Below are 22066 nucleotides of genomic sequence, written 5' to 3' on the forward strand. Positions count from 1 at the left end.
ATGTTTTTATCCGACTTCAGTATCAAACGACCTACGGCGACTATCGTTTTAATTGTTGCTCTGATGGCGATGGGTTTGCTCGCCATCACCAAGCTCAAGGTCAATCAAAACCCGGATGTGGAAGTACCCGGCCTATCGATCGTGATTGCCTATCCAGGCGCATCGCCTGATACGGTAGAGCGCGAAATCATCAACCGGATTGAGAAATCTTTGCTCAGCGTATCCGGTGCGAGTCAGGTCTATGCCAGTGCAAAAGAGGGCACTGCCCAATTCGACGTGGAATTCGTGTTTAAGAAAAACATGATTGAAGCCAGTGATGAAGTGCGTAACGTCATCGCCAGTGTCCGCTATAAATTACCGACAGAAATGCGTGAACCGATTATTGAACGCTGGGACCCCGCGGCACAGCCTATTTTGAATCTGGCACTTTCTTCCAGCAAGCAAACGCATGCCGAAATTTCCCGCTTGGCAGAAGATCAGTTAGCGGACAAATTGCGCGGTGTCAGCGGTGTTGCCAACGTAGAGGTCAATGGTTCTTTAAAGCGTGAATTGTCGGTCTTACTACGCGCAGAAAAACTACGCGAATTTAATGTCTCCGCTGGAGAAGTCGTCAACGCGCTACGCAACCAGAATACCAACGCGCCAGTCGGTAAACTTCGCGGTACTCTGGAAGAAGAGAGCATCCGTCTGGTTGGTCGCATTGAATCACCAGAAGAGTTCCAGAATATTGTGGTGAAACGCAATGGCGATCAAATCGTGCGCCTGGCGCAGGTCGCCACGATTGAAGACGGCTTTGCTGATGTCAATGGATTGAGTATCCGTAGTGGTAAGCCCAACGTCGGTTTATTGATCACCCGTTCGCATGATGCCAGCACCGTCAGCGTCGCCAAAGCGGTACGCGATATGGTCAAAGAAATTAATACTGATCTAGATAAAAACCATCCGGGTACAAAGCTGGAAATCACGCGTGATGGCGGTAAAGATGCACAAAACAGTTTGAATAATGTGATCGAATCGCTGGTCTTGGGTGCAGGCTTAACTATTTTTGTGGTGTACGCTTTCCTCAATTCATGGCGTTCAACGCTGATCACCGCTTTGAGTTTACCTACCTCGGTGATTGCTGCGTTTATCGCGGTCTGGTTGTGTGGCTTTACCCTCAACTTCATGACTTTGCTGGGACTGTCGCTAGCGATTGGCGTACTGATCGATGATGCGATTGTGGTGCGGGAAAATATCGTGCGCCACATGCAGCGCGGCTCGGATCGCCGTACTGCTGCACTGGAAGGTACGGCTGAGATTGGTATGGCCGTTGCTGCGACCACCTTCTCTATCATTGCGGTATTTATTCCTGTGGCGTTTATGCCGGGTATGCCCGGCGAATGGTTCCGTCCGTTTGCCTTGACGGTGACTTGTTCCGTCCTGGTCAGCCTGGGTATTTCTTTTACGCTCGATCCTATGTTGTCTGCGTATTGGGGTGATCCTGTCGATCATCACACCGCGCCTAAAAAAGGTATCAGCAAAGTTCTGGCGCGTTTTAACGACTGGTTTGATCATCAGTCCGACCGTTATAGCCAAGTGATCGCCTGGGCTTTGCATCATCGTCGCTGGATGGGGACGATTGTGCTGGTGACTTTGATCGCGGCTTTGGGTTTGCAGATTAAATGGGGCGGTACCAGTTTCTTGCCTACGGCGGATTCCGGCAACTTGATGATACAAGTGCGGACACCTGCATCCTCATCACTGGAATATGCTCGTCTGAAAATGGAGCGCGCCGCAGCGATTGCACGCAGTATTCCTGAGACTAAAGACACTAATAGCACAATCAATCCAGCTGGTGGACGTATCTATGTGGACATCGGAAAACGTACCGAACGTAAGCGCAGCGCCAAAGAAATTGCGGTTGAATTGCGTGAAAAAGTCCGTGGTCTGGTCGGTGCAGAATACGTGGTACTGGATGATCTGAACAACGGTGCCCGCAAGCCGGTACAAATTGATTTTACCGGTCCTGATTCCCGTAAATTACTTGAAATCACCAGCGCCTACATGGATAAGTTGCGTGAAGTGCCGGGTGCCGTAGATATCGGCTTATCAGAACAAGATCCTAAGAAAGAATTGAAGATCGAACTGAACCGTGGCTTAGCCAATTCTATGGGTATTTCATCCAACGATGCGGCACAAGCTTTACGGGTTGCATTTGCCGGCATTGAGGTGGGTGACTGGGTTGATCCAACGGGTGAAACCCGTGATGTGGCGGTACGTTTGCATCCCGATGACCGTGTCAGCAAAGAGAATATTGAACGTCTGCCGATTTCTGTCACCGGTACAAATCAAATGGTACCGCTGGATCAGATTGCGACGATTTCTATGGGCAAAGGTCCTTCTGGTATCGAACATGCTAGCGGCAAGCGCACGATTACCGTGTCTGCCAACGCCCAGGGCCGGTCTAATGGTGAGGTGATTGATGATGCCTTGAAGTTGGCCAAGTCATTTAACTATCCTCCTGGCTATGGTTTGTCACTGGGTGGTTCTGGTCAGGATCAGGAAGAGGTATTTAGCGCCATGTTGATCGCCTTATTATCGGGTATCGGTTTGATGTATCTGATTCTAGTGATTCAGTTCGGTTCTTTTACCGCACCTTTGGGCGTGATGTTGTCCTTGCCGTTGTCACTGATCGGCGTGGTCGTCGCGTTATTGATTACAGGTAGCACACTCAATCTGATGAGCTTTATCGGCATCATTATGCTGATGGGACTGGTCGCGAAAAATGCCATCTTGTTACTCGATGCGGCACGCAAAAATGAAAAGGAAGGGATGAATCGTGAAGACGCTCTGATGCATGCTGGCCGTATCCGTTTGCGTCCTATCTTGATGACGACCTTTGCACTGATCGCGGGCATGATGCCGGTCGCATTAGGCTTGGGTGAAGGCGGCGAGTTTTATCGTCCGCTGGCAATCGCGATTATCGGCGGCACGATTACTTCTACGATTTTGACGCTGCTGGTCGTGCCAACTTTTTACGACAGTATTGAGATTGCACGTGATCGTATGATGGTCAAGATGCATCGCCGCATGGAGCGCTTTAATCCTTTATTAGGATTCACCATGACCATGCTGGAGGCCTTGTTCACGCTATTGTTCTTGCGATTGATTTATCGCCTGCTGAAAAAATTATTGATGCTGGTGTCAGGTCGCGGTAAGCGAGTCAAAGAGAGCAAGCAGCAAGCTGCACCGATCCTATAAACAGTAAGTTGTGTGCTTGGTTGTTGGTTCAAACACTCGGTGAGTGAGTAAACCAACAACTGCTTCCTGCTTACCGCTTCCTGTTTTATTGATTTATTGTTTCTTCACCGGCTTATCAAATCAGATTAATTATTTGACTTGATAAGCCGCATCCGCAAACGAGCTGATCGGCAGCAGATCGGCATATTCGGTAGGGCGTCCTTGTTGCTTCGCCATAAACGCTTCCATCAAATTACTGTTTTGCCAGATTCCGGATTGTAGCCAGCCCATTTGCTGTAAGGCGTCGTGCGTAGAATGGTCGCGGGCGTAGTGAATCGCTTGCTTGCTGCCCCAGATCGCCACCGGTGGTTTCTCCGCGATTTCAGCTGCCATTTGCAGCGCGGCGGCGAGCATGTTTTCTTGCGTATCAAATAGTTCATTGACCAGGCCAACCGCTAAGGCGCGTTGTGCTGGCAGGCGCCGACCTGTATAGGCCATTTCGTGGACGATACCTTCGGGTATCAGTTTTGGCAAGCGTTGCAAGGTGCCAAGGTCGGCGGTCATCCCGATATTAATTTCTTGGATGCAGAAAAAAGCATCCGTTGTTGCCAGACGGATGTCACTGGCGCACACCATGTCCACGCCGCCGCCGATACAACCTCCCTGAATCGCGCTGATTACTGGCATACGCAAAGTTTCAATCAGATTAAACGCCTGATGCATGTCTTGCAATGCCAGCACAATATTGGCGCGACCGACTGCCGTCAAATCATCCATCGTCATCCCGCCGCTAGAAAAAACATCCAGCGACATGCCCGCCGTAAAGTGCTTTCCGGTAGAAGAAATCACCAAGGCTCTGGCGCTGGCTTCGCGTTGCAGGGTTTGCAGTATTCCGGTCAGCTCGCGCCAAAATACTGGCTGCATGGTGTTCATGCTGGCAGGGCGGTTCAGTTGCAGATGAGCGACTTTATTGCTGATGTTGAGGGAAAAACATTGGTAAGTCATGGTGTCTCCGATTTGGATTTTTTGATTTTGATCGTGCGAAGTTCTTATGCTTCAGGATGTTTAAGCGATTGCAATACGGCATTCACGGCTGCGCGATACAGTTCATCCGAATGCTCTTTTTTTAAATAATACCCTTTGAGTTCCAGGCTGATCACGCCATGCATTGCCGCCCACAAAAGACGCGCGGCATTGGTCGATTTAGTCGTCGTGGGCAGGCTGCCTTCTTGTATGCAGTGGTCAAACTCATTGATCAGCGGCGTAAAGGATTCCCAGGCGGCGACCCGCGATTCTAGCGGTGGCACAAAGCCTGCAATCGCATCGCCAAACATCACCATGTAATAGCTAGGATTACGGCGGGCGTATTGATGATAATTGGTGGCATACATCCACAATCGATCGAGGCCATGCGTCTTTTCGGCAAGTGGAAGGCTAGCTTCGTAGGTAGCAAAGTCTTGTTTAAGCCGGCTAAAACCCTCCAGATACAGGGCATTGGATAAACCGTCCTTACCGCCAAACAAGGAGTACAAAAGCGTGGTCGAACAATTGACCGCCTCGGCTACTTTACGTACCGTCAGCGCGGCTGCGCCTTCTTCCACCAGCAAGCGGCTGGCGGCATCCAGCATGCCTTGGCGCAAAGTGCTGCGTAGCTCTTCCTGCCCCTGCTTAAAATCGATGACTTTGGGTTTTTGTGTTGGCATAATGACCCGCAAATTTTTTATGAAAAACAACGTTTTTTCTGATAACATCATATCAGCATCATTAATAAATACCAAAATAATTTCTAAGATCAGTACAAACATCAACAAAAACGTCAGCAAAAACATCAGTACCAAGTTCAGACCAGACAAACCACATTAGAGACAAGATTATGACCACTTCTCATCTACCTAAAGCCTTACAAAATCTCTCGCTGCCAGTGATAGGTTCACCGCTCTTTATCGCCAGCGGTCCTAAGCTGGTCGCCGCCCAATGCAAGGCTGGTATCGTCGGCTCTTTCCCTGCTCTCAACGCTCGTCCGGCAGAATTACTAGACACTTGGCTGACCGATCTGAAAGCAGAACTGGCCGACTATCAAGCCGCCAATCCGACCGCCAAAGTCGGGCCGATTGCGGTCAATCAGATCGTGCATCAATCCAATGATCGCCTCGCCCATGACGTAGAAATGTGCGTCAAGCATCAAATTCCTATCATCATTTCATCCCTGCGCGCACCACCAAAAGAGATGCTGGACGCGATCCATAGCTACGGCGGTATCGTCATGCATGACGTGATTTCTATCCGTCACTCAGAAAAAGCGTTGGAAGCGGGTGTCGATGGTTTGATACTGGTCGCTGCTGGTGCTGGTGGCCATGCCGGTGGTTTGTCGCCATTTGCGCTGGTCGGCGAAGTGCGCAAGTTCTTCAAAGGTCCGATTGCGTTGTCCGGTTCGATTGCCTCCGGCGATGCGATTTTGGCAGCCCAGGCGATGGGAGCAGATTTTGCCTACATCGGCTCACGCTGGCTGGCAACGCAAGAATCGAATGTGGATGATGGCTATCGCAATGCAATTATTGAATCCTCCGCAGCCGATATCGTCTACACCAACCTGTTCACCGGAGTGCACGGCAACTACCTGAAAAAATCCATCGTCGCTGCTGGCCTCGACCCGGACAATTTGCCAGTCGCCGATAAAACCGCCATGAACTTTGGCTCAGGCAGCAGCAGTAAAGCCAAAGCCTGGCGCGACATCTGGGGCGCTGGCCAAGGCGTAGGTCTGATGGAAGATGCACCAAGCGTGGCGGAAGTCGTTGCGCGGTTTAAGCTGGAATACGATGCGGCGAAAGCGCGTTTGATGGCGCTGTAATTGATTGCGAGTGTGTCCTGACAAACTTGCAGGCGCGCTCAAAAATCACTCTAAAAAGCATCCATACCGGATGCTTTTTTACTTTGCTGCCAGCGCATTACTTTCTCATGTCATTCCGGCATGGTTTTAGCCGGAATCCCGTGTCTTCATCTTGATAACGTTTGCTGTCGCTAGTTTCCGGCTTAAAACACGCCGGAATGACGCTTCCGTTTTTTTGAACATCAATGTGACGATGATCAATATTTAACCTGAATATAGCCATCCGTTCAACATACTCCCCTTTTATTTTATAAAAATTGCTCTATTGTCCAGCAATTATATGGACAATCTATATATACTAATTACCAGTATATTTTTATCATAACGTACACGGATCAAACTGCCGGCAGTTGCAAGGCTAAAATTTCCTTCATCGTAGCGATCTCTTGCCGCCATTCAAGTTTTTTCCACAATCTGCCGTAACCTCGTCATACCCCGCCAACTACTTCCCAATTCTTATGATGCGTCGCCTGATTGCTGTGCTGATCCCCGTATTGCTGTGCGCCCAGGTGCAGGCGAATGACGAGCCGACTCCGTCTAAACCGATTAAACCAGCTGCCGCAAAAGAGGAGGCTTCGGTAAAAGACGAAGCAAAACCCGCTGCGAAAGAAAAAGACAGCAAAGACAAAGAACCGAAAGAAACCAAAGAAAGTAAAGCTGCCGCCGCAGCGCGTGCCAAAGAAGCTCTAGCCGCCGATGAGCTGGCCGCCAAAATTGCCGACAAGCTCGCCATCATCCGCAAAGAAAAAGAAGAAACGTCCCGTAGCAATCCTAAGGCGATGGCGAGAAGTTACGCCTATGCACCACCGGTCAAAAAACCAGTAAGCGCTGACATGTCAAAAGAAAAAATCATGGATAGCCGTGGCATGACCATCAGCCCCAACGGCACCATGGCATCCAGCAAACCGGTGCAATGGAGTTATGAAGGTGAGGGCGGACCTTTAAACTGGGGCAAGATTAGCCCTGCTAACGCCAAGTGCGATAGCGGCGACCGGCAATCGCCGATTGATATCCGTGACGGTATCCGGGTGGATCTGGCTCCCGTCAGTTTTGACTATAAACCGGCTGGTTTCAGAGTCACGGACACTGGTCATACGTTTCAGGTCAACCTTGGTCCCGGCAATTACATTACGGTGAATGGCCGTAGTTTTGAGCTGGTGCAATTCCATTTCCATAAGCCAGCGGAAGAGCGCGTCAATGGCAAAGGTTTTGAGATGGTCGTGCATCTGGTACACAAAGATGCTGATGGCAAACTCGCGATCCTCGCAGTGCTGATTGAGCGCGGCAAACCGCATAGTCTGGTGCAATCGGTCTGGAATAATTTGCCGCTGGAAAAAAATGACTCCATGCAAGGACCTGCTGCAATGGATTTAAACGAGATACTGCCAGCCAGGCGCGACTATTACACTTTTATGGGGTCTCTGACCGAACCACCTTGTACCGAAGGCGTATTGTGGCTGGTCATGAAAGAGCCGATAGAAATATCCGCAGAGCAATTAGCGATCTTCAACCGTTTGTATCCGATGAACGCCAGACCGATACAAAAGACCTCGGGTCGTCTGATCAAGGAATCTAACTAATTTAGAGATTAACTTAGGGCACGGTTCAGACCTTGGCTCAAACATTATTTTATCGAGATCAATCAACGAATTAAAATATACTCCCCTGTATTTTTCATAAAAATGCTCTAATGTCTAGTTAATACATGGACGGTTAAATATACATATAGGGAGTATAAATAAAATCATAGATAGCAGACCGCCTATTACCATGTTCATTTCACCGGAATGAACACCTTAATATCGATGAGTTGTCATCAAGCCGAGTCAAAAAATTAGTCATAGTTGCTTACGGACGCAACATTCGCTTACAAGCTTTTCGTCAACGCAAATCGCCTCCAAAGAGTTAATTCCCTACACGGACAATTAATTAAAAGGAGCCCATCATGCGCCTGCCACTGAACAACCTTTCGTTGAGTTTATCTCAGCATGTTTCCCGCTATGCCATCATCACAGCGGTCGTCGCCTCAAGTTTGTTATCAGGCTGTGCGGTCTACGGACCGGCACCATACGGTCCGGCGGTGTATGTCAGACCCGCGCCTGTCGTCGTTGCACCAGCCTGGGGTTATGGCTATGGCGGCTACGGATACGGACACTGGCGTCGTTGGTAGTTTGTATTCTTCAGGCTTGATTACCTTGATTTAGTATTGGGTAATCAAGGCCTGACTAACAGACTAATTAGTCACGAACGCCGAGTATGTATTTAAAGGCATCATGTCCCTTGGGTGTGATGTTGACTACGCGAGATTGAGTCGTCCTGAGTATCCACCCATCTCGCACATACAAATCAAGCAATGCAGCGCCCAAAACGCCCGCCAGATGCGGGCGTCGTTGCGTCAGGTCGACACAACTGCGTGCAAATAGCCGTCGCCCTTTAATTTCACTCTGCACCTCTATGTCTAGCGCAGCTAATTTCTCTTTACCTAAAGGCGTCAACGCAAAATCTTGTCCTTCGCTGACCAGCCATGCGGATTTCAGCATAGCCTGCAACACTTTCACTGCCATATCGCCTGCCAAGTGGTCGTAGCAAGTCCTTGCATGCAAAAATTGACTGGGCATGGTTTTTAGCAGCGGTGGACTACGTGGTGTTTTCGCTTGGATTGATGCGCCAAATGAGGCCATGTTTTCGATCAAATTCGCGGCCTCGGTGCTCGCAATTTTAAAATATCGATGCCGTCCTTGCGCCTCTGAAAGTAGCAGGCCACCTTCGACCAGTTTAGTTAAGTGGGCACTGGCAGATTGTGGCGATACATTGGCTGCAAACGCTAACTCACCGGCAGGACGCATCGTGCCATCAATCAAAGTCCAAAGCATTTTTGCCCGTGCGGGGTCGGCCATCAAATTGGCAACGGCTGGTATGTTGAGTGCGGTATTTAGTGTGTCAGCCATATTTCATCGCAAGGTGAAACGTCGAGCATCTATATTGCCCATAATCGTTGGCACTGTCCATAACGAAAGAAATAAATGAATACTCAGCACAATATTGGCGTCGCCAGCCAAATTGGTAAGTACACAGATGCAATAGAAGTGCCAACAGGCGCAAGATGGTTGATGACATCGGGTACGCCAGGTTTGGCATTGGGTGGCGCATTGCCGGATGGAATCGTGGCACAGGCAGAGATGGCCTGGCAGCACATCCTTACTATGCTAGATCGTGCGGGAATGACGGTAAACGACTTGGTAAAAATTAACCACTACTTAACACAGGAGTCTGATGTCCCTGAGTATGTGCAAGTCCGCAGTCGTTTTCTTGGCGATGCCAGACCTGCTTCTATGCTGATGGTGATTCCTGCGTTAGTCAGGCCAGGATTTTTGGTCGAAATTGAAATCGTTGCCGCTAAGATGTCGTGAGAATGGTTTACTCATAGGTTCTGGCATCATCAATGACTTTGCCGTCATTGGGCAGACTACCTTTCGCCAGCAACACGACATCGCCGCGTAGTTTAGTCAGGTCACGCATGCAATTGATCAGGGCTTCCTTAAAATCTGTTTGCGTGGACGTTTCGGCTGTTTTATCCACCTCGCAATGCAAAGTCATCACGTCATTCGCCATTTCACCTGTCACAACCAGTCGGGCTTTATGAATCTGCGGATGGCGTTTGACGATCTCTGCGACCTGTGACGGGTGCACAAACATCCCCTTAATTTTGGTGGTCTGATCGGCGCGCCCCATCCATCCCTTAATACGGGTATTGGTACGGCCGCATGGCGAGATGTCCGGCAAGGTAGCTGACATATCGCCAGTGCCAAAGCGGATTAAAGGGTAATCCGGATTGAAGGACGTGACCACGACTTCGCCGACTTCCCCTTCTGCTACCAGATCACCGGTGCCCGGGCGGACGATTTCTAGCAAGATATCTTCGTCTAATACCATACCGGGATTGACTTGTCCGTTGGTCAGCGTCTCATAAGCGATATTGCCGATATCTGCAGTGGCATACATCTGCACCACATTCGGTATGCCGTGTTCTTGCAGCCATTTTCGCAAGCTGGGTGGTAAGGCTTCTGCGCCCAAAATCGCGTATTGCACGCTGCTGATATCCGCGCCCATTTCTGCCGCTTTGTCGATGATGATTTTTAAAAAACTGGGCGTACCTACGTAAGCATCAGGACGTAATTCCACCATGGCTTGGACTTGCATCTCGGTCTGGCCTATGCCTGCCGGAATCACGGTACAACCCAGCTTAGCCGCCGCGCCCTCCACCATAAACGCCGCAGGCGTGAAGTGGTAAGAAAAACAGTTTTGTATGATGTGACCTGCACGCAGGCCGACTGCGTGCATCGGTCTGGCGAAGCGCCACCAGTCTTGTGTACGACCTTCAGGATCAAAAATCGGACCGGGCGACATAAAAATACGACTCAATTGCCGCGGTGCTGTTGTCGTTAATCCGCCAAAAGGTAATGCTGTTTTTTGTATGGTTTTTAAATCCGATTTGCGCGTTACCGGCAACTGCGCCAGTGCTTGCCTGCTTTTAATCTCAGACGCCTGTACTCCCTGCAAAATATGCGCCCATCCCGGTGCAGTCTGCGCATGTGCAATCAGTTGCGGCAAGCGTGTTAACAAGGCTTGCTCGCGGCTTGGAGGGTGACGGGTTTCTAATGCATCCAGATAGGCGTTCATAGCTTGTTCTAGTAGGGGGTAACGTTATTGACGAGATTTAAAATAGGTATTAATTACGCTAGCCAACGCTTACGACGACGATAAAATTTCATCTCACGGAAACTCTTGCGACCAGCACCGGAGACACCTAGATAAAATTCTTTGACATCCTCATTCGTTGCCAACTCTTTAGCGTCACCCTCCATCACGACTCGACCGTTTTCCAGGATGTAGCCAAAATCGGCGTAACGTAAAGCGACATAAGTGTTTTGTTCCGCCAGTAAAAATGAGACGTTTTCTTTGGTGTTCAGACTTTTGACGATGTCAAAAATCTCCTCGACTAATTGTGGTGCGATTCCCATCGACGGCTCATCTAACAATATCATCGAGGGCTTCGCCATCAGTGCACGACCGATTGCGCACATCTGCTGCTCGCCGCCAGAGGTATAGCCTGCCTGCGACGTGCGACGCTGCTTTAAACGGGGGAAATAGTGATACACCATCTCTAGCGATTCTTTTAATTCAGCGCGTGAGATTTTGCGCGTGTACGCACCCGTCAGCAGATTTTCTTCTATGCTGAGATGTCCAAAACAATGACGACCTTCCATCACTTGCGATAAGCCGCGTTTGACTAATTCGTTCGGTGTCAGATGGTCAACTCGCTGTCCTTTAAAGCAAATATCGCCTTTGGTAATATCGCCGCGTTCATTGCGTAATAAGGTGGAGATCGCTTTGAGCGTGGTTGATTTCCCTGCGCCATTAGCACCGAGCAGAGCAACGATTTTGCCCTGCGGGACTTGCAGCGAAATCCCTTTTAATACCAGGATGACGTGGTCGTAAATCACCTCAATATTATTCACACTCAGATAGGCGGGGCTGGCCGCTACCGCATCAGTGATACCAGCAATACTATGGGTCGTCATATCGATCTCACCTGCGATTTCATCCAATTTATTGTTGATCAATAAAACAGGGGAAAGAAGCTGTGCCAATGATATTTTTTACGGGCACAGCGACTCCCTCGTCGCAACAATTTATTTCAAACAAGCTGGTGTAATTTTCTTCTCAGCGGCATATTTATTCGACGATTCTTCGAGCAAGCTGCGGGTCAATGCTTTGTCACCGACCATCCAGTTCGGTGTGATGGCGACCCATTTGCTGCCATTCCATTGCTGTACTTTGACTGCGCCAGAACCTTCATGATCGTCGCAAGATGTTTTGACCGGCGGGAACATACCAAAAGCGCCCAAGGCTTTTTGACGTGCATCGTCCACGTTCAGATTCTCGAAGCCCCAACGGATTTGCTCGCCTGTCATTTGCTTACCTTTGCCGTACTTTTCTTGCGCTTTTAAGATGGCCTCAACCCACAACATGCCAGCAGTTACGCCACGCATGTGATACACCGAACCAATACGGGTTTTGTCCGCCAGATTGCCGTTACCGGGCGCATAGATTTTGCTGCGGATTTCATCCAGAACTGGGTAGTTGCCTGGGGTATTAAAAGTCATGGAAGAATAGCCTTTTGCTGCGTCACCCGCCGGGATGGTGTCTTCCTCAGAGCCAGCCCACCATACACCGAGCATTTTTTCACGTGGGAAGCCATTGCGTTGCGCGGTCTTGATCGCTACCGCATTCATCACGCCCCAGCCCCACAAAATGACGTAGTCAGGATTGGCCTGACGGATTTGCAGCCATTGCGATTGTTGTTCGTTACCAGGATGCGCGACAGGGATTTTTACCAGATCAAATCCGTATTGTTTTGCTTGCGCCTCCAGCACAGGTAAGGGCTCTTTACCAAAGGCGGAGTCGTGATACAGATAAGCGATTTTTTTACCTTTGAGCTTATCCATGCCCCCCGATTTGTCGCCCAGATATTTGGTCATGGCGGCAGCCTGATTCCAGTAACTGGTAATCAGCGGGAAGATATAAGGGAACACCTTACCGTTGGCTGCATCAGAGCGGCCATAGCCCAGCATCGTCATCGGGATTTTATCTTCTGCCACGCGATCCAGAATACCGTATGCAATACCGGTAGAAAGCGGATCAACTAAGGACGCGCCACCTTTGGCATGTTTAAGACGTTCATAACATTCGATACCGCGCGAGGCGTTATATTCAGTTTCGCATTCTTCCCATGTCAGCTTGACGCCGTTCATGCCACCTTTGGCATTGACCAGATTAAAGTAATCAATAATCCCGCCATAAAATCCCGAGCCACCCGCTGCATACGGACCGACCCGATACGACAGTAAGGGGATGAACTGTTCATCCGCCTGCACCAAGCCAGATAGCGCAACAGTGCTGACTAAGGCTGCACTGACTAATACTGATTTAAGCAATTTCATGATGTCTCCTTTTTTGGATGGATATTGCAACTATTTGTACTTGTTGCTTAATGTTTTTTTTACTGTTTTTACTGATTACTTATTGATTGATACAACTTAATACGGGAAAGGCCATAAGCGCAATTTTTCCTTTGCAATTTGCCACAAGCGCGCCAGACCATGTGGTTCTACTATCAGGAAAAAAATAATCAAGCCGCCAAATACTATTAGCTCCAGATTAGACGCTACGCTGGTCGGCAGCGACAAACCATGCGCGATCATATTCAGAAAAATCGGTAACAAGATGATGAAGGCCGAGCCTAAAAAAGAGCCAAGAATCGAACCCACGCCACCGATGATAATCATGAACAAAATACGGAAGGATAAATCTAGATTGTAGGCATCAGGCTCCACCGTACCAAGATAAGCGTAAGCATACAAAGCACCTGCCACACCGCAATAAAATGACGAAACGGCGAACGCCAATAATTTAGTACGCATAGGGCGAAAGCCGATGACCTCTGCCGCAACGTCCATGTCGCGTACCGCCATCCAGGAGCGTCCAACATTCGAACGCACCATATTTTTTGCCAGCAGGGCGAGCACACAAACAATACTCAGAGTGAGCAGATACTTTTTCACTGGGGTAGTAAAGCTCACACCAAAAATCACCATCTCCTGCGCGGTGATCACGCCAGAAGAACTGTAATTACTAAACCACTGCACTTTGGTCAGACACCAGACCACAAAAAACTGCGTTGCCAGCGTCGCTGCCGCCAGATAAAAACCACGTATGCGTAAGGACGGCAAACCAAATGCAATCCCCACCAGTGCCGCACACAGCCCCCCAAGCACAAACGCTAGCAATAAAGGAATGCCAGGAACACGCAACACAAAGTTATACGAGGCAAACGCACCCACTGCCATAAACGCAGCAGAGCCTAGCGATAGTTGCCCGGCATATCCCGTCAAAATATTTAAGCCCAATGCCGCCAGTGAGAAGATTAGAAAAGGAATCAAGATCGCAGAAAAGGTGTATGCCGACGCAATCAGCGGCACGACAAAAAACGCCAGTACCAGAAGGACGACCATAGCGATCCTGTCCTGACGCAACGGAAAAATCTGGTTGTCCGCGGCATAGCTAGATTTGAATTGACCTGCTTCACGATAGAACATGTGTTTCCTTTATGTTGAAACCATTTTTAGATATTTTCATTTTTTATCTCCAATATCTATGCGGCTATCAGGCCATTTTTGCCTGGGAAGGCACAGAAGTATTGGACGTTCTAATTCATAAACTTCTAAAAATCATTGTAATAAATGACCTGATCATCGTAGGGTGCGCCATGCGCACCAGTACACAGTTGGTGCTGCGCGCTGCGGCGCGCATGGCGCACCCTACGACCAGCGCTGCATCTCGATTAAAGGTTTTTAGAAGCTCCCATTTCGTCCAACTCGTCCAACTTAGCTAAGCCAAATCAAATCCGCCGGATAATTTTTTCGCCAAACAAACCTTCTGGCCGTACTAGCAAAAATAATAATGCCAGTACATATGGGAACCAGCCTTCAATGCCGCCGCCAACCATAGGGCCGATATAGACCTCAGCTAATTTTTCAGACGCTCCAATAATCAAGCCACCGACAATCGCACCCGGTACCGAGGTAAAACCACCCAGAATCAACACGGGCAGCGCCTTTAGTGCGACAAACGTCAGCGCAAACTGCACGCCGTTACGTGCGCCCCACAGCAAGCCCGCTACCAGCGCAACCAAGCCTGCCACTGACCAGACTACAGCCCAAATTTGTTGTAGGGGGATGCCAACAGCCAATGCCGCCTGATGATCGTCCGCTACGGCGCGTAAGGCGCGACCAATTTTGGTTTTAGAGAACAGCAACGCCAGCCCAGTAACCAGCAGCGCGCAGATCAGCGCGGCGATGACATCAAATTGCGAGATGATGATGTTGAACTTTTCCATCAGATATTCAATCGGCACATCTTCGATTGGCAAGCTCAGGCGGTGTGGTTGCGATCCCCACAGCAATTGCGCCAAGCCTTCGATAAAAAAAGTTAAACCGATGGTTGCCATGAATAAGGTGATCTCAGGTTGATTGACCAAAGGCCGCAATACCACACGTTCAATCGCCAAGCCGAGTAAGACCATCACACCCATCGTGAGTGGAATTGCCAGCCACAATGACAAGCCGAATTTCTCAGTCAGACCAACGCAGGTCAATGCCGCAAAAAACACCATCGCGCCTTGGGCAAAATTGAATACACCGGAGGCTTTGTAAATCAGCACAAAGCCAAGTGCCACTAGTGCGTACATCACACCAGAGAGCAAGCCGCCGATTAAGACTTCAAAGAAAAAATTGATATTCATTCTGGTCTAGCCTTTCAATGGGCGACGCCGAGATACGCGTTAATCACTTCCTGATTCGCCAGCACTTCCGCCGGAGTACCATCGCCAATTTTTTTGCCATAATCCAGCACGACCACGCGGTCTGAAATATCCATGACCACGCCCATATCATGTTCAATCAATACGATGGTGGTGCCGAGCTGATCGTTGACATCCAGAATAAAGCGGCTCATGTCTTGTTTTTCTTCTACGTTCATGCCTGCCATTGGTTCATCTAGCAATAAGATTTCTGGCTCTGCTGCTAAGGCACGACCTAGTTCTACCCGTTTTTGTAAACCGTAAGACAGACGACCTACCGGTGTTTTACGTATATGCTGTATTTCTAAAAAATCGATGATTTCTTCGACCTTTTGACGATGTTCGATTTCTTCTTTTTGTGCGGGTCCCCAATACAAGGCTTGCATCAGAAAATTGCTTTTCATTTTCAGATTGCGTCCCGTCATGATGTTGTCGAGTACGCTCATGCCTTTAAATAAAGCGATGTTCTGGAATGTCCGGGCGATGCCACTTTTTGCCGCTGCATAGGTGTTCATATCTTTACGCCGCTGACCACGATAAGTGATCATTCCTTCTTGCGGGTGATACACGCCGTTGATCACATTGAGCATTGAACTTTTACCTGCACCGTTGGGGCCGATGATGGCGCGGATTTCATGCTCTCTGACATTGAAAGAGATATTCGTCAGCGCTTTAACGCCGCCAAACGCCAGCGAGATGCCCTGCAAATCCAGGATCACTTCGCCGATTTTTCTGCCATTCGTGGGCGTCGCCATAGTCACCATCGTCATCGGATCTACCATCGCATTCATACTGTGTTTTTCATGAGTCATGCCGCCTGTTGATGCGCTGCATAGGTTTTTACGTCGCTGATATGCAAATCAGCATTGACTAATCCCTGACGGCCATCTTCAAATTTGACCTGAGTTTCTATGTACTGTGACTGCTTACCGGAATACAGCGCATCGATCAGCACGGCGTATTTTTGTGCGACAAAACTACGTCGTACTTTGCGTGTGCGGGTGAGTTCATCATCATCGGGATCAAGTTCTTTGTGCAGTATCAAAAAGCGATGAATCTGGGTGTTAGCCATCAGGGCTTCGCCCGCCAGATTGGCATTGACTTTCTCGACACAAGAAACGATTAACTGATAAGTTTCTGCCTTGGCTGCCAGATCGGTGTAGCCAGAGTAAGCAATGCCGCGCCGCTCTGCCCAATTGCCGACGGCTTCCAGATCAATATTGATAAAAGCGCAGACCGTATCGCGACCATTGCCAAAGGCGACGGCTTCTTTGATATAGGGGAAAAACTTTAATTTGTTTTCAATATAGTTGGGAGCAAAGATATCGCCATTGATCAGCTTGCCCACATCAGCCGCACGGTCGATGATTTTTAAGTGGCCATCGCTATCAAATATTCCAGCGTCGCCCGTATGGAAGTAGCCATCTGCATCCATCACCTCGGCAGTGGCGTCGGGCCGTTTATAGTAGCCCGACAACATTGAGGGCGATTTCACCAGTACCTCGCCATTGCTGGCGAGTTTAATGTCTACGCCTGGCGCTGCCTGACCTACGCTATCAAATTTGATGTTGCCATCGGGCTGCAAGCACACATAGGCACAGGTTTCGGTGGAGCCGTATAACTGCTTGAGGTTAATGCCGATAGAGCGATAAAACCGGAACAGATCAGGACCGATTGCAGCACCGGCGGTATAAGCAACCCGCACACGTGATAAGCCGAGCACGTTTTTTAAGGGCGCATAGATCAGCAAATTACCGATTGCGTAGTGGATGCGGTTGAGTAGTGAAACGGGTTTGCCATCCAGAATATCGCTACCAATTTCGCGGGCGATTTCCATATAGTGATGAAACAATTTACGCTTGATGGCGCTGGCATCTTCCATTCGTATCATGACCGTGGTCAGCATATTTTCAAACACACGTGGCGGAGCAAAATAATAGGTCGGTCCGACTTCGCGTAAATCGGTTAATACCGTCTCACCGGACTCAGGGCAATTGACGGTAAAGCCTGCCGTCATTGCTTGTGCATACGAGAACAAGTGATCGCCAACCCAGGCCATTGGCAGGTAAGACAAAATATCTTCACGTTCGCTGAGTTGATCAAAGCCTGTGCCGCCTGTCGCTGCGTGGATAAACGAGCGATGGCTTTGGCATACGCCTTTAGGTTTGCCGGTAGTGCCTGAGGTGTAGAGCATGACGGAGGTGTCGTCAGCTGTACCTAAGTTAACTTGCTGGATAAAAAAGTCCGGATGGGCTTTGTCGTAAGCGCGTCCCAAGTCTTGCAGCACGGCATAAGAGGTGAGTTCGTCTTGGTGGTAATGACGCATACCGCGATCATCGTCAAACACGATATGACTAATCCCGGCATAGTGCTGTTTGATTTCTAATAGTTTATCGACTTGCTCCTGATCCTCTACAACTGCGAACTGGATTTCTGCATTCTCCAGCACATAAGCGATATCTGCCGCTGGTGAATCTTGGTAAAGCGGCACCGCAATCCCGCCCAGACATTGCGCGGCAGCCATGGCCCAATATAAACGCGGACGATTATCGCCAATGATGGCAAGGTGCATGCCGCGCTGGAATCCCTGCGCTGCAAGCCCACAAGCCAGCGCACGGACTTCATCACAGACTTGTGCCCAGTTCCAGGTTTGCCAGATACCCAAATCCTTTTCTCTGAACGCCGGACGCGATGCATGCAATTGCGCATTACGTAGCAGGAGCTTAGGGAAGGTGGTGTAATCCGGCATTGCTTGGTTGACGTCGATATGCTTCATTTGTCTCCATCACTTCATACTTGTTTTATGATTATCGACTGAGTGTCCTCACTATCCCTTACGGCATACTTACTAACTTTGTTAGCGTCGCTTACATATATATCGGGGGGCGTGGATGATCAGGAATTGTATTTGCTGACTTTGCTTTGAGTTTCGCTTATACAATGTCTCAGTACCATTTTTAGTAAATATTCTTATCAAGTAGGACTTACGCAAAATTGACCCAGCAAGGCGTAGCGACGACGACAGTACTTTAAGTACGGCTAGACGCTGCAACGCAGCTGGGGCGGTTTTGTGTAAGTCCTATTAGGTATTTTTGTTAGCTGGAGTGTAGCCAGATCAAATTCTCAGTGCTGTCATTTGCCCGACAATCTCGCTGAAACAACACAATTTCGGTGGTGCGCTGCACCATATTAATATAGCAAAAATGATGCAACCAATTCCTCCAGATCAGCCGATTCAGCCAAATCTATCGTCGTCCTCAAGCTCTGCTCCAGCGTCAACATCAGCATCAACGTTGACTTCAGCAGTGACTTCTACCGACCGGTTTTCCCGTACGATGTGGGCGAACATGTTGACGCCGGAGCATATGCAAAAGGTAGAAGCCGAAGTCACAGAGCGTTTTGTCCCCGCAGGCGGCTACGTCTGTCGCAAAGGCGATACGGTTGACTATTGGATGGGCGTGATTGACGGCTTTTTGAAGATGAGTAGTATGTCACCCGAGGGCAAGACCGTGACCTATAGCTGCATGCTGGCAGGCGGCTGGTTTGGCGAAGGCTCGGTGCTTAAGACAGAAGCACGTAAATATGATGTCGTCGCCCTGCGCGACACCAGAGTAGCATTTATGCCGCGCAGTACCTTTGACTGGCTATTGGATAACAGTATTCCGTTTAACCGTTTTTTATTGCAACAACTCAATGAACGCTTAGGCTTGTTTATCTCACTGGTGGAATACGATCGCATGCTCGATACTGACACCCGGGTAGCACGCTGCCTGGCGTCCTTATTCAATCCCTATCTGAATCCCGGCACCAGTATGCAATTGCAAATTTCTCAGGAAGAGATTGGCTATATTTCCAGTGTGTCACGTCAGCGAGCGAATCAAGCGTTACAGATATTAGAAAAGCAAAAATTGCTGAGCATTGACTACGGTGGTATTACCGTACTCGATCTTGAAGGCTTGCGTAGTTTTTTGGGAGATGCCGCCAAATGAAAACGCTGACAGTGATCGGTGCAGGCAAAGTGGGTCAGGTATTCGCACAGCAATTCGCGCAACACCAACTATTTACGATTCAGCAAATTTGTAATCGTACGCTGGCCAGCGGGCAGCAAGCAGTGGCGATGGTTGGTGCCGGCAGCGCGGTGTCTGCGATAGCGGAACTTACTCCTTCCGATATTTACCTGCTGACCGTGCCGGACGATCATATTGCGGCTACTTGTCAGTCATTGGCAGACGCGGGTTTGCTGGCTGCAAGCAACATCGTATTCCATTGCAGCGGTGCGAAAGCATCCAGCGAATTAGTAGCAGCGATTGCGACAGGTGCGGCGGTTGCCAGCGTTCATCCTGTGCGCAGCTTTGCTGATGTTGCCTATGTTGCCGCCAATTTTCTCGGGACGATTTGTAGTTTGGAAGGTGATGACCGTGCGCTGGATGTCCTTCTTCCAGCCATACAAAAAACCGGTGCACAGACTGTTCAGATTAGAGCCGAGAATAAGTTGCTATATCACGCAGGGTCGGTATTTGCGAGTAATTATCTGGTGACCTTGATGGATATTGCTTTGCATGCTTACGAGGCGGCAGGCATACCGCCAGAATTGGCAAAGGCGATGGCACAGCCCCTGGCACAACAAAGTTTGGATAACGTTTTTCAATTAGGAAGTGCTGCCGCACTGACCGGCCCCATTGCGCGGGGAGATATGACCACAGTCGCTAAGCAGCTGCAGGTTGTCAACGATTGGGATGCAAGCGCAGGTGCACTATATCAAGCGTTTACCCCACCAACGGTCGCCTTGGCGCAGCGCAAGCAGACACCTTATTCAGAGAAATAAACGCTGTTTCTACCATTCTCTTTGGCTTGTTGTAGCGCTACTTCGGCACGATCAAATACGCTGTCTTCCGTCTCGTTATCTTTGCATTGAGCCACACCCATGCTGACGGTAACTGCCAAACGCTTTTTCGCCAGATCGGTGGTGCGTGAAAAATCATTCGCCGCAATTGTACTGCGCAGATTTTCGGCAATCGAGGTAGCCTTTTCCAGGGTACAGTTTTTTAATAAGATCAAAAATTCTTCACCACCCCAGCGGCAAATGACATCACTTTCACGCAAAGAACGTTTGGCAATCAAAGCGATTTCTTTCAGAACATGATCACCGACTAAGTGGCCATTTTTATCATTCACTTTTTTGAAAAAATCGATGTCGATCAACGCCACACACAACGGTAAGCGTGAGCGCCCGCTGTCGAGTAAGGCTTGCTGAAAAACAAAATCAAATGCATGGCGATTAGGGAGTGATGTCAGTTGATCGGTGGCCGCAGATTTTTCTAAGCGTTGCTGAAAGCGTCGCACCGACAACACTAATAATACGATCACGATCAACATAATCGCGGCACTAACTGCCAGGTTAATCTGGAAGATATCTTGCAGCGGTTTGATATTGCTGCCGACTTCTTGCTCAACCAGCAAATGCCAGCCTAGTTCTGGAATAAACCGCTCGCTGACAGCGATATTTTCGGTTTCGTTTTTATAATCCAGAAATTGCGAGTCAATTTTTTTATTAGCTAAAATTTGTCCGGCGATACTGCGCATACCCGGCGTATCTTGCAGATTACTCAGACTTCGTCTCATCGCGCTGCCAGCTAAAACTATTGTCCCTTTTTGGTCTACAAAATAAATAGTGCGATGCAGGCTCGATTGATAGCTATCGATCAGACGCCTCATCGTATCTAAGGTAACGCTGACACCTGCTACGCCAATAAATTTACCGTTGTAATCCAGTATCCGGTGATTGATAGCAATCGTCATGCTGTCACGGTTGACCACATCGGTATCGACATTGATTTCGTAAGCGGTTTTTAAATTTGCTACGCGGAAAAACCATTTGTCACGCGCTTCACTAGCGGTGATCGTTTTTTGCGTGCCATCGGGCGAATAAGATTGATGGGTAATGGCGGATGCTAAAAAGCTGGTAGCGGCATTATTTTTTGATTTGATTTCTTTTAAATAATGCGTGATTTGTTCTGTATTTTGTGGCTGTTCTTGGTCTGATTTTTGTTCTGACTTTTGGTCCGATTGTTGATCAGTTGTCTTATCAAGTTCTGCTTTGATGATCCAATCACGCACAAACGTGTTATTTGCCATTTGCGAAGCGATCAGAACGGGCCGCAAAATATCCTTTTGCAGTTCTGCAAGCACAGCGTCGCTGGTAACCGGTAAAGCTTGTTCAGAACTATTTTGGTACACCGTATCGCGCGATACTTTATAACTGGCAAACGTAATAAATCCAAATCCAGCGATCAGGATGAGCGAGAGGCAGATGAGCAAACCGTATTGTTTTAATATTTTTCGCATAAGATGAAAATCAAAACGCGGTAAATGTTTGACTGCGTGTCTGGCGATGCGTCTGAGCCAAAATGAAGATCAGATGTACCTGTGGCACAAATCAATTTTTGTGGTGTTGCGGCAAGATCATACTATAAAGGCCGCCGGATTCTCGTTTAAATTCGAGGGGATGTGTGCGAATTGCGGGGAAAAATGACGAAAAA

General features: G+C 48.9%; 19 protein-coding genes. 8 read left to right on the top strand and 11 right to left on the bottom strand.

Annotated features, from left to right (window positions below; all coding sequences use genetic code 11):
• Complete coding sequence (locus tag AAKU61_RS14395) at positions 1–3240, top strand: efflux RND transporter permease subunit (protein WP_354333291.1); 3240 nt, start codon at positions 1–3, stop codon at positions 3238–3240.
• 129 nt (positions 3241–3369) lie between these two features.
• Here AAKU61_RS14395 and AAKU61_RS14400 read toward each other — a convergent pair whose 3' ends face one another.
• Together AAKU61_RS14400 and AAKU61_RS14405 are read right to left on the bottom strand one after the other, a co-directional pair.
• A complete protein-coding gene (locus AAKU61_RS14400; protein ID WP_354333293.1) occupies positions 3370–4224 on the bottom strand; it encodes an enoyl-CoA hydratase-related protein in 855 nt (284 codons plus the stop codon).
• Between the two features lie 44 nt (positions 4225–4268).
• Positions 4269–4922 (bottom strand): TetR/AcrR family transcriptional regulator, encoded by a 654-nt coding sequence (locus tag AAKU61_RS14405; protein ID WP_354333294.1) that lies wholly within the window; start codon positions 4920–4922, stop codon positions 4269–4271.
• Between the two features lie 170 nt (positions 4923–5092).
• On the opposite strand from AAKU61_RS14405, the gene AAKU61_RS14410 reads away from it, so the two are divergent.
• From AAKU61_RS14410 to AAKU61_RS14420, 3 genes are all read left to right on the top strand, one after another.
• Positions 5093–6067, top strand: coding sequence for an NAD(P)H-dependent flavin oxidoreductase (locus AAKU61_RS14410; RefSeq protein WP_354333296.1), 975 nt, complete (start codon positions 5093–5095; stop codon positions 6065–6067).
• Positions 6068–6564: 497 nt separating this feature from the next.
• Positions 6565–7686, top strand: coding sequence for a carbonic anhydrase (locus tag AAKU61_RS14415; RefSeq protein ID WP_354333298.1), 1122 nt, complete (start codon positions 6565–6567; stop codon positions 7684–7686).
• Positions 7687–8051: 365 nt separating this feature from the next.
• Positions 8052–8276, top strand: coding sequence for a hypothetical protein (locus AAKU61_RS14420; protein ID WP_354333360.1), 225 nt, complete (start codon positions 8052–8054; stop codon positions 8274–8276).
• 67 nt (positions 8277–8343) lie between these two features.
• Here AAKU61_RS14420 and AAKU61_RS14425 read toward each other — a convergent pair whose 3' ends face one another.
• On the bottom strand, positions 8344–9054 hold the full coding sequence (locus tag AAKU61_RS14425) for an ArsR/SmtB family transcription factor (RefSeq protein ID WP_354333300.1): 711 nt from the start codon (positions 9052–9054) through the stop codon (positions 8344–8346).
• 75 nt (positions 9055–9129) lie between these two features.
• Between AAKU61_RS14425 and AAKU61_RS14430 the strand changes: the two genes are divergently transcribed.
• Positions 9130–9516, top strand: coding sequence for a RidA family protein (locus tag AAKU61_RS14430; protein ID WP_354333302.1), 387 nt, complete (start codon positions 9130–9132; stop codon positions 9514–9516).
• Positions 9517–9523: 7 nt separating this feature from the next.
• On the opposite strand, the gene AAKU61_RS14435 is transcribed toward AAKU61_RS14430, so the two are convergent.
• The 4 genes from AAKU61_RS14435 to AAKU61_RS14450 form a co-directional block, all read right to left on the bottom strand.
• On the bottom strand, positions 9524–10786 hold the full coding sequence (locus tag AAKU61_RS14435; protein WP_354333304.1) for a phenylacetate--CoA ligase family protein: 1263 nt from the start codon (positions 10784–10786) through the stop codon (positions 9524–9526).
• Positions 10787–10839: 53 nt separating this feature from the next.
• A complete protein-coding gene (locus tag AAKU61_RS14440; RefSeq protein WP_354333348.1) occupies positions 10840–11688 on the bottom strand; it encodes an ABC transporter ATP-binding protein in 849 nt (282 codons plus the stop codon).
• 111 nt (positions 11689–11799) lie between these two features.
• A complete protein-coding gene (locus tag AAKU61_RS14445; RefSeq protein WP_354333305.1) occupies positions 11800–13110 on the bottom strand; it encodes an ABC transporter substrate-binding protein in 1311 nt (436 codons plus the stop codon).
• Between the two features lie 96 nt (positions 13111–13206).
• Positions 13207–14265: a branched-chain amino acid ABC transporter permease gene (locus AAKU61_RS14450; protein WP_354333307.1), complete on the bottom strand. Its 1059-nt coding sequence runs from the start codon at positions 14263–14265 to the stop codon at positions 13207–13209.
• Between the two features lie 11 nt (positions 14266–14276).
• Between AAKU61_RS14450 and AAKU61_RS14455 the strand changes: the two genes are divergently transcribed.
• Positions 14277–14561: a hypothetical protein gene (locus tag AAKU61_RS14455; protein WP_354333309.1), complete on the top strand. Its 285-nt coding sequence runs from the start codon at positions 14277–14279 to the stop codon at positions 14559–14561.
• A gap of 6 nt (positions 14562–14567) precedes the next feature.
• On the opposite strand, the gene AAKU61_RS14460 is transcribed toward AAKU61_RS14455, so the two are convergent.
• The 3 genes from AAKU61_RS14460 to AAKU61_RS14470 are packed head-to-tail and all read right to left on the bottom strand — an operon-like array spanning position 14568 to position 18303.
• Positions 14568–15464 carry a branched-chain amino acid ABC transporter permease gene (locus AAKU61_RS14460; RefSeq protein WP_354333350.1) on the bottom strand — a complete coding sequence of 299 codons (897 nt, stop codon included), beginning with the start codon at positions 15462–15464 and terminating at the stop codon, positions 14568–14570.
• A 20-nt stretch (positions 15465–15484) separates the two neighbouring features.
• The gene (locus tag AAKU61_RS14465; RefSeq protein WP_503012619.1) at positions 15485–16318 is read right to left on the bottom strand and encodes an ABC transporter ATP-binding protein; all 834 of its coding nucleotides are present in this window, start codon (positions 16316–16318) and stop codon (positions 15485–15487) included.
• 17 nt (positions 16319–16335) lie between these two features.
• Positions 16336–18303 (bottom strand): AMP-dependent synthetase/ligase, encoded by a 1968-nt coding sequence (locus tag AAKU61_RS14470; protein ID WP_503012617.1) that lies wholly within the window; start codon positions 18301–18303, stop codon positions 16336–16338.
• A gap of 559 nt (positions 18304–18862) precedes the next feature.
• Between AAKU61_RS14470 and AAKU61_RS14475 the strand changes: the two genes are divergently transcribed.
• Together AAKU61_RS14475 and AAKU61_RS14480 are read left to right on the top strand one after the other, a co-directional pair.
• Positions 18863–19516 (top strand): Crp/Fnr family transcriptional regulator, encoded by a 654-nt coding sequence (locus AAKU61_RS14475; RefSeq protein ID WP_354333356.1) that lies wholly within the window; start codon positions 18863–18865, stop codon positions 19514–19516.
• The gene (locus tag AAKU61_RS14480) at positions 19513–20352 is read left to right on the top strand and encodes a Rossmann-like and DUF2520 domain-containing protein (RefSeq protein WP_354333311.1); all 840 of its coding nucleotides are present in this window, start codon (positions 19513–19515) and stop codon (positions 20350–20352) included. Before AAKU61_RS14475 ends, AAKU61_RS14480 begins: the two co-directional genes overlap by 4 nt.
• Here the strand turns inward: AAKU61_RS14480 and AAKU61_RS14485 are convergent.
• Positions 20337–21872 carry a sensor domain-containing diguanylate cyclase gene (locus tag AAKU61_RS14485; protein ID WP_354333313.1) on the bottom strand — a complete coding sequence of 512 codons (1536 nt, stop codon included), beginning with the start codon at positions 21870–21872 and terminating at the stop codon, positions 20337–20339. The two genes, AAKU61_RS14480 and AAKU61_RS14485, sit on opposite strands and share 16 nt — an antisense overlap.
• Positions 21873–22066: the final 194 nt, after the last annotated feature.

It is taken from the genome of Undibacterium sp. GrIS 1.2, from assembly GCF_040544435.1.
GTDB lineage: Bacteria > Pseudomonadota > Gammaproteobacteria > Burkholderiales > Burkholderiaceae_D > Undibacterium.